This window comes from Streptococcus massiliensis DSM 18628 (genome assembly GCF_000380065.1).
GTDB classification, from domain to species: Bacteria; Bacillota; Bacilli; order Lactobacillales; family Streptococcaceae; genus Streptococcus; species Streptococcus massiliensis.
Genome location: NZ_KB904418.1, coordinates 1 through 7,852, shown reverse-complemented (window position 1 = coordinate 7,852; position 7,852 = coordinate 1). Strand labels below are relative to the sequence as shown.

8 protein-coding genes and 2 pseudogenes are annotated in these 7,852 nt (G+C 40.4%); 5 read left to right on the top strand and 5 right to left on the bottom strand.

Annotated elements, in window-relative coordinates; translation table 11 throughout:
• A partial coding sequence (locus A3I3_RS11320) for a transposase (RefSeq protein WP_478078760.1) occupies positions 1-174 on the bottom strand: 174 nt, incomplete at its 3' end.
• Here A3I3_RS11320 and A3I3_RS11155 point away from each other — a divergent pair.
• Positions 135-338 (top strand): hypothetical protein, encoded by a 204-nt coding sequence (locus A3I3_RS11155; protein WP_081617466.1) that lies wholly within the window; start codon positions 135-137, stop codon positions 336-338. The two genes, A3I3_RS11320 and A3I3_RS11155, sit on opposite strands and share 40 nt — an antisense overlap.
• Here the strand turns inward: A3I3_RS11155 and A3I3_RS0108270 are convergent.
• A pseudogene (locus A3I3_RS0108270) lies at positions 302-1,261 on the bottom strand (NAD-dependent epimerase/dehydratase family protein). The gene A3I3_RS11155 and the pseudogene A3I3_RS0108270 overlap by 37 nt on opposite strands.
• Before the next feature lie 162 nt (positions 1,262-1,423).
• Between A3I3_RS0108270 and A3I3_RS0108260 the strand changes: the two are divergent.
• The gene (locus tag A3I3_RS0108260) at positions 1,424-2,305 is read left to right on the top strand and encodes a MurR/RpiR family transcriptional regulator (RefSeq protein ID WP_018372244.1); all 882 of its coding nucleotides are present in this window, start codon (positions 1,424-1,426) and stop codon (positions 2,303-2,305) included.
• A gap of 86 nt (positions 2,306-2,391) precedes the next feature.
• On the opposite strand, the gene A3I3_RS0108255 is transcribed toward A3I3_RS0108260, so the two are convergent.
• The 3 genes from A3I3_RS0108255 to A3I3_RS0108245 all read right to left on the bottom strand — a co-directional run bounded on the left by A3I3_RS0108255 (position 2,392) and on the right by A3I3_RS0108245 (position 5,871).
• Positions 2,392-3,561, bottom strand: a complete 1,170-nt coding sequence (locus tag A3I3_RS0108255) for an MFS transporter (RefSeq protein ID WP_018372243.1) — start codon at positions 3,559-3,561, stop codon at positions 2,392-2,394.
• A 127-nt stretch (positions 3,562-3,688) separates the two neighbouring features.
• The gene (locus A3I3_RS0108250; protein WP_018372242.1) at positions 3,689-5,041 is read right to left on the bottom strand and encodes a DUF1958 domain-containing protein; all 1,353 of its coding nucleotides are present in this window, start codon (positions 5,039-5,041) and stop codon (positions 3,689-3,691) included.
• 119 nt (positions 5,042-5,160) lie between these two features.
• Complete coding sequence (locus A3I3_RS0108245) at positions 5,161-5,871, bottom strand: glucosamine-6-phosphate deaminase (protein WP_018372241.1); 711 nt, start codon at positions 5,869-5,871, stop codon at positions 5,161-5,163.
• Positions 5,872-6,053: 182 nt separating this feature from the next.
• On the opposite strand from A3I3_RS0108245, the gene queA reads away from it, so the two are divergent.
• The 3 genes and pseudogenes from queA to A3I3_RS10285 all read left to right on the top strand — a co-directional run.
• Positions 6,054-7,082, top strand: coding sequence for a tRNA preQ1(34) S-adenosylmethionine ribosyltransferase-isomerase QueA (gene queA / locus A3I3_RS0108240; RefSeq protein ID WP_018372240.1), 1,029 nt, complete (start codon positions 6,054-6,056; stop codon positions 7,080-7,082).
• 10 nt (positions 7,083-7,092) lie between these two features.
• Positions 7,093-7,566, top strand: coding sequence for an arginine repressor (locus A3I3_RS0108235; protein ID WP_018372239.1), 474 nt, complete (start codon positions 7,093-7,095; stop codon positions 7,564-7,566).
• A gap of 126 nt (positions 7,567-7,692) precedes the next feature.
• Positions 7,693-7,852 (top strand): annotated as a pseudogene (locus A3I3_RS10285) (ISL3 family transposase); the annotation flags it as partial.

The window sequence follows — 7,852 nt, the reverse complement described above, 5'->3', positions numbered from 1 at the left end:
AAGCATTTTAGGGTGATAAGACGGGCGACCAAAGGCATGATAGAAGGCGTGGAAGTGACAATCCTCCAAAGTATTCACCACTTTTTCAATCGTAAAGACGAGATGGTCTTGTGGCAAGAAAGAACTGATTTCTAGTGGTAAAGTTGTTTGATTTGTGTTATAGTGAATATGCATGGGATAGCCTTTCTAAATGGTTTATTGTGCAATTCTATTTTACCAGGACTATCGCAACCATGCAAAAAAGCAACGGATTTGCCGTTGCTTTTTTTGGAGATAAGGGACTATTGTCCCAGGCTCTTTCTTATTTCTCGACTGAGATGACGCCGCGCTCTACATAGGATTGGATAGCAGCCACAATCGTCTCTACATTGCTGTAGCGAGGCTGAAAATCTAGCAGCTCGCGCTCACGACTGATGTCAAAAGCACCACTTCGCGCCAAGTGAAGATAAGCACTTTCGACCTCTGCCTTATCTGCGATTTGCTCCTGCCATTCTTCCCAAGGAAGAAAAGAAATCTGGGCTTCCTTGCCAAAATAATCATACAAAAGCCGTGCGTAGCCATAAAGCGTAATGGACTGACCTGTCACTGCGTGAAAACTTTGTCCCAGAGCCTTGTCGCGGTGGATCATAGCTTGATAAAAGAGCCGCGCCACATCTTCCCCGTGAATATGGTGAATGTTCTCCATACCAAGGTTTGGCAGGGTGATACTTTTACCGTCTGCAATATCTTGAATAACAGTCGTCACCAGATTGCCCCAAGGTCCGATAATCCCCCAGCCTGCGCCAGAAATCTGTCCCGGCATAATAATAGTCGCTGGAAAACCGTCTTCTTCGTAGGCTTTCTTTAGATAAAGCTCGCTCTTGAATTTTTCCTTTCCATAATGGCAGAGCGGTTCTTTATGGGGGTCATTGGCATCAAGCGGCAAGGCTTTTGCCCGGCCGTGTGCCCAAATAGAAGAGCAAAACAGATAGTGCTGGAGCTAGGTATCTTTCAGCGCAGCCACCATTTTTTCTGTATCTTCCAGACTAAAATTGATTAAATCCATGACCACATCGGCATTCAATTCAGCGATTTTTTCAGCAAATCGCGGCTCCTTACTGCGGTCAAGCGCAACTTGACGCACCTTGTCCCAAGCCGCATGCTGTTCATAAGGACGGCTGCTTCCGCGACTAATCGCGATAACCTCATGCCCCGCTTCTACTAGCATGGGAATGAGGAAGGTTCCAATATGACCACTTCCACCAATAACAACAACTTTCATGCCACAACCTCTTTTCTAATTTTGTTTTTATCTGTTTTTATCTGTTTTTATGATACCATGAAAGAGGAAAAATAGGGCAAAAAAATCAACACTTCAAACCCTGTTCGCATTTTTGCAAGCTAAAATCAATCATTTTGCGAACGTGGTTTTAAAAGGAGCAACATGTTATTAAACGAAAAAATCGAACATACCGCCTTTTCTGCTGGTGAACAGGCGATTATTGACTACATCCAGCAAGAACGCGCCGCTATTGCTGAACAGACAACGGGACAGATTGCGGCAGCGACCTTCACCACCAAGTCCACCTTAGTTCGCCTGGCACAAAAGCTGGATTTTGCAGGCTGGACGGAGTTTAAAAAGGCTTATTTAGCAGAGCTTGATTACTTGCAGCGGAGCAGTCAGCAGCTGGACGCTAATTTCCCCTTTAGCAAAACAGATAATCTGCTAGAAGTGGCGCAAAAATTGGTTCAGCTCAAGCAGGCAGCCTTGGACGACACGCTTCAGCTCCTCTCTTATAAAGAGCTGAAAAAAGCCAGTCTTATGCTCTATCAGGCTAGGACAATCCATGTTTTTGCCGTCAGCAATAACCTGCTTCTTGCCAAAGAATTTCAATTACAGATGAGCCGCATTGGCAGGCAAGTCATCGTTCATGATTTGCAAAGCGAGATTTACTATGCCGCTCAGCTGGCTGATAAGAACGACTGCGCTCTTCTAATCAGCTACTCTGGAGAAACCGCTGAACTGCTCGAAGTCGGGCAGATTTTGCAGCGCAGGCAAATTCCTATTCTCGCCCTGACTAGCATCGGCGAGTCCAATCTCTCCAAACTCGCCGACCTTTCCCTACGTATGGTCACGCGCGAAAAACTTTATTCCAAAATCGCCCCTTTTACGACTGACACAGCGATCTCTTTCTTGCTTGAGCTCCTTTACGCTAGTATTTTTACTTATGATTATGAGGAAAATGTGCGAGCCCGCCAAGAGCTTGCTCGCAAGTTGGAAAAACGGCGTTCGACAACTTCAGGTATTCTGAAAGAAGTCGATTAAACGAATGAAGAGTTGATTGGTAACTTTGCCTCTATAAATTACTGACAAAAATAAACAAGGCTGGATTTTCCTTCCAGCTTTGTTTTTTAATTGAAAAGACTATACTTGGGTCCTTTAGGAATTTTTAGAAGAAGCACAAGGATAATAACTAAAATCATAACTGCTGTAAGAAAAAGATTCATCTGCGTATAGCCATAATTATCGAGCAAACTACCAGCAATGTTTTGAATGAAAATGGCTCCTAAACTGCGTGCAGTTTGCACCAATGCTAAGGCAGTCACCATATACTTCTTATCAATCAACGACGCTACGATCTTGAGATTAACCATAAATAATAGACTGCTAGCCGCATGTTTGGCAATTAAAGTCATCATAATTTTTGACGATAAACCACAGTTCAAACTATAAATCAAATATTGCAAAGCAATAATAACAAGGGGTACAAATAGCAATTTCTTACTGGAAAATTTGTCCATAAACAAATAAGAAAAGAAAATCAAAGGGGATTCGCAGATAACTGCAATAGAAACAATGGTCGAAGCTAGGTCAACACTGAGACCGCCATGCTCTAACATAGAGGGAATATAGGTGTGTCCTGTATTAGTCACTCCCGAAGATAACAGCATAATAAGTAGGTAAAATAAATAGGTTTTGTTAGTCAAAATATGACTAAAAATAGAGCCATCTTCTACCGTTTGTGCTCCTTTTTGTACCCTATCATGAGCAGGTTCAATTCCTAAAACTCCTAACACACTTAAAATCATGGTTGCAAGAAAAACGATAAAAATAGCTTGTGGGGCAATATTTTTGTAGATAAGTCCTGCCAACTGGGCCCCCAAGGCATAGCCAATCGTTCCCCAAATCCGAATTTTTCCAAAAGTGAAGGGGCTTTGGGCAGCCAACATATCCATAACCGGATTGATCCCATTAATCAACGTAAGAACCAAACTGTATCCCATTATTAAAGCCCAAAGACTAGTAGCATTCATAAAGAAAATACCACCAAGAATAACGACCACAAAACTGACTAAGGTCACGGGCTTAAGTCCAAGTCGGTCAACCAGATTTCCAATAATCGGCTGTGCCAGCATGGAAGTTAGAAAAGAAACAGACACCACGATAGAAACATCTGTTGCTTTAAAACCTTTGTCCATCATATAAACCGAAATCAAGGTTGAAAACAAGGACCATGACAAAAAATAGAAATTATACATTAAAAAATACGCAAAATAAGAATTGCGATAACGAGTGGACATAAAATCTCCTTTAAATTTGGCAAAGTAAACAAAAATACTAATCACCACGATAAGTGATTTTTCACTACCCCCTATCTTACCACGAAACGAGAAAATTAAAAAGAGGTCACTTATAACCTCTTCACTTTTATCTATTTCGACGGCTTAATCTTTCGTTGTTAACTTGTGCTTTTCTTCTTTTACGGCCTCGACATTCAATCGCAAAAATTATCAGTAACAAAATGACTGGAAGCAAAACAAGCAATTTATGTTCAACAAGCAGCCGTTTCCATGATTTGGTATCTGCTGGCTTTGTCACCACCTCTTTAGCAGTTTCAACAACTGTTTCTCTTATAGGCTCAACTGCCATACGGTCACTAACCTTGGGTGACAAAGTTTCTAGGCCATTTTCTAAATGCAGCTGATTATCCGTTATAGCTACTTTTGGGTCTGTTCCTTTTTTCACCGTGGCATAAAAATCCTTGCTCAAACGGTACTTCTTGCCATCAATAGTCTGCTCCCCAGCAGATAGTATCTTTTTATACTCATAGTCTGCATAAGCTTTTTCTGCCAAGGCATTTCCAAACGGATGACGATAATATTCACCATCCTGATCAGACCAATTCCCCACTCCCATAATGACTTCAACTAACCGTTGTTCACCACGCTGCATCGTGGCAATATAGTTAAAAGCTCCATTTGGACTTGAACCTGTTTTTAAGCCATCAACGCCATTTAATCCATATTTGGCCCCTGGCAAGGAGTAATTATAGGTCTCAAAAGTTTCCTCATAAGGAGTTCCTGCCTTAACTGTAACAACTGGTTTACTAGTATATTTTAAAATATCTGGATAACGATTAACAAAATTATATCCCAAAATTGCTAGATCACGTGCTGTGGTTTGATTATCTGAGTAAATATTATAGTTCTGGGGATTATAAAGCCCCTTGAAAGATACAGCCGCAGCTCCACTAGCATTAAACCACTTAGTATTGGTCATGCCCAGCTCTTGAGCCTTAGCATTCATCATGTCAAGAAAAGTATCTGGATTATTGTTGGACAAATAATTTGCTAGCATGACTGTTGTGGCATTTGATGATGGAACAGCTGTCATCGTGATTAATTCAGAAACCTTATAATCCACGCCTGCCACAATTTTATTATTGGATATTTCATAAATTTTTGAGATAGCTTGATCATTAGCTGTTGCTGTGATAACTGTGTCTTCACTCAACTTTCCTTCCTTGATAGCTTCAAAAACCAAGTACAAGGTCATGAGTTTACTCATACTAGCCGGATCACGCACTTCATCAACATTGTCTTGCCAAAGAACGTCACCAGTTTTCGCATCAATAATAATAGATGACTTAGGACGATTATAATCTTTGACATCATAACCAGCTGCACGGGTAATATCTAATAGTTCATCCGCAACAACACTTGTGGTCACAGTCCCCACAAAAGTTAATAAAAGCACACAAAAAAATAAGACTCTCTTCACAGCATTCTCCTTGAAATATAAAACTTTTTTTATTATACCATATTATCGTCTATTTTTTAACACTTTGCTAGAAAATATCGAAAAAAGGAGCTAAACTGTCTTTATAGCTCCTAAAAAATTTAACGATTTAATTTAGCTAAAGCCTCTGCATCTCCAATAATCACCACATCAGGATGTCTTTGTAGAATGCTAGCGGGCAGTTGTTCTGTCACAGGACCTTCTACTAAACCTTTAATGGCTTCTTGTTTGCTCGCCCCGTAAGCAAAAAGGATGATACTTTTAGCATCCATAATATTCTTTATTCCCATAGAAATAGCTTTAATCGGTACTTGTGAAACATCCTCAAAAAAACGTGCATTTGCTTCAATCGTTGACTGATCCAAATCTACCAAATGGGTTTCTTCAGTGAAAGGAGTCCCCGGCTCATTAAAACCAATATGACCGTTCGTTCCAATTCCCAAAATTTGCAGATCAATGGGATGTTCTGACAAAATCTTATTATAACGCCCAACTGCCGCAGGTCCATCTGCTTCATTAGCACCGTCTGGAAGATAGCTAACTTTAAAAGGCTTCGCATCAAAAAGATGTTCATTCATAAAATGATGATATGATTGTGGATTGTCTTCGTCAATTCCTACATATTCATCCAAATTGATACTGATGAGTCCTGACAAATCCAAGTCACTAGCTACAATTTGTTTGTAAAATTCGATTGGGCTACTACCAGTCGCAAGCCCTAAAACCTGTGCCCCAGCAGCAAGTTTTTCCTTCAAAAGCTCAAAAGCGATCTTTCCACCTTCAACTTGATTTTCTACTTGGATGACTTTCATAAACTCTCCTTTTCTTTTAAATTTCTGATTATTAACTTAAATCTATTATATGGTATAGACCAATTTTTGTCAAGTAAAAAAATTATCAATTCATTAGCTTTTTCCGTAAGAATCGTGTATAATGGTATCGTTTGCAGCTGTATGCAAAAAATCAATATTTTTTAAATCTTAGAAAGAAAAACATGAATACCGCAGATTTTGATTTTGATTTACCTGAAGAACTGATTGCTCAGACGCCGCTGGAAAAGCGAGACGCTTCCCGCCTTTTGATTGTCAATAGACAAACGGGAGAATTTTCTGACCAACATTTTGACAATATTATTGACCAGTTGGAACCCGGTGATGCCCTTGTTATGAATAATACCCGCGTTCTCCCTGCTCGTCTTTACGGTCAAAAGCCTGAAACAGGTGGACATGTAGAACTGCTCCTTCTCAAAAATATAACAGGCGACGAATGGGAGGTCTTGGCTAAACCTGCTAAACGCCTGCACATTGGCACCAAAATCAGCTTTGGAGATGGACGCTTAAACGCTGTAGTTATTGAGGAATTGGACCACGGCGGCCGTATCGTTCGCTTTGATTATGAGGGTATTTTTTTAGAAGTGCTAGAAAGTTTAGGAGAGATGCCCTTGCCGCCCTATATCCATGAAAAACTAGAAGATCGTGAACGTTATCAGACCGTCTATGCCAAAGAAAATGGTTCTGCAGCTGCACCGACTGCTGGGCTTCATTTCACTCCTGAATTATTGGAAAAAATTGCAGCAAAAGGAGTACATCTCGTTCATTTAACCTTGCATGTTGGTTTAGGAACCTTCCGTCCAGTTTCAGTTGACAATCTAGATGAGCATGAAATGCACTCTGAATTTTACCAACTATCTGAAGAAGCTGCCGCGACCTTACGCCAAGTCAAGGCAGCTGGCAAACGGATTATTGCTGTTGGCACGACTTCCATCCGCACTCTTGAAACTATTGGTAATAAATTTAACGGCGCTATTCAAGCGGATTCTGGCTGGACGAACATTTTTATCTACCCGGGTTATGAGTGGAAAATCGTAGATGCTTTTTCGACCAATTTCCACCTTCCAAAATCCACACTGGTTATGCTCGTTTCTGCTTTTGCAGGACGGAAATTAACACTTTCTGCTTACCAGCACGCCATTGAAGAGCGTTACCGTTTCTTTAGTTTTGGCGATGCCATGTTTGTTAAATAAAGAGGAGATTATGAATAAAATTGAAAGTCGCCACCAGCTCATTCGCTCGCTGGTTTTAGAAAAGAAAATCCATACTCAACAAGAGTTGCAAGAACTGCTCGAATTAAATGGGGTCACCGTAACCCAATCTACTCTTTCACGTGATATCAAATCGCTCAATTTGGTCAAAATTAATGAAAATGACACTTCATACTATGCGATTAATAGTATTGCTCCTTCTCGTTGGGAAAATCGGCTGCGCTTTTACATGGAAGATGCCCTTGTCATGTTGAAACCCGTTCAACATCAGGTTGTTTTAAAAAGCCTTCCGGGCTTAGCTCAATCTTTCGGCTCCATTTTAGACGCCATGGATTTGCCAGAAATCATTGCAACAGTCTGTGGAGACGATGTTTGCCTGATCATTTGTGAAAATCACGAAGCTGCCTTGACCTGTTTCAACCAACTTAAAGAGTATGCACCACCTTTCTTTTTCAGTCAAGAATAATTTGGCTCTATAATTTCTGTAGTGGGTAAAACCACTGTAGGAATTATGGAGCCTATTTTGTTGTAGAAAAAAAGTCCCATAAGACCTATAATGAAAAGCGATCAAACCATCATTAGAAAGAATCTTATGGAACAATTAAATTTTATCACAAACTTACTCGGAATTAAAGACCCTAACATCACTATTTTAGATTATGTAGATGCTGGAACACATAAAGAAATCATGGCTAAGCTAGATTATCCCGCTCCTAAATGCCCTCACTGCCAAGGACAAATGGCTAAATATG

Bases quoted from the DNA above. Each gene is read 5' to 3' on its own strand.
- A3I3_RS0108255 (WP_018372243.1), bottom strand. From the start codon at position 3,561: ATGTCCACTCGTTATCGCAATTCTTATTTTGCGTATTTTTTAATGTAT.
- queA (WP_018372240.1), top strand. From the start codon at position 6,054: ATGAATACCGCAGATTTTGATTTTGATTTACCTGAAGAACTGATTGCT.
- A3I3_RS0108245 (WP_018372241.1), bottom strand. From the start codon at position 5,871: ATGAAAGTCATCCAAGTAGAAAATCAAGTTGAAGGTGGAAAGATCGCT.
- A3I3_RS0108260 (WP_018372244.1), top strand. From the start codon at position 1,424: ATGTTATTAAACGAAAAAATCGAACATACCGCCTTTTCTGCTGGTGAA.
- A3I3_RS0108235 (WP_018372239.1), top strand. From the start codon at position 7,093: ATGAATAAAATTGAAAGTCGCCACCAGCTCATTCGCTCGCTGGTTTTA.